At 31.6% G+C, this 247-nt stretch carries 1 protein-coding gene; it reads right to left on the bottom strand.

The annotated features are described in order from the left end of the window. Positions 1 to 247 (bottom strand): hypothetical protein (locus LKL37_RS23070; protein ID WP_431612585.1); only part of this gene is annotated, 247 nt, incomplete at both ends.

Here is a 247-nt window from a genome sequence, read left to right as displayed (position 1 = left end):
GGTCGTATGATTTCATCAGATTTGGGATCTAATTCAATAAGTTCACTTCTCTTAATTCCGTCAATAATAAAAGCTTCATTAAGGCCAGTTTTGATTCCATAATTAATACTGATATCCCAATCTTTTAAAGGTGTTCCAACTAATTCTATTTTCCTTTTAATCTCTTTTTCAATAGAGGATAAAACCACCCAGCTTTCTGAGGAACTGAAATCTGTAAGAACAACAAATTGTCTAAAATAATCGCTCA

Origin of the sequence: Chryseobacterium sp. 'Rf worker isolate 10', from assembly GCF_050753305.1 — a bacterium.
Classification (GTDB): Bacteria; Bacteroidota; Bacteroidia; order Flavobacteriales; family Weeksellaceae; genus Chryseobacterium.
The sequence above is the reverse complement of the archived record's forward strand: the minus strand, read 5'-3'. Positions and strand labels throughout refer to the sequence as shown.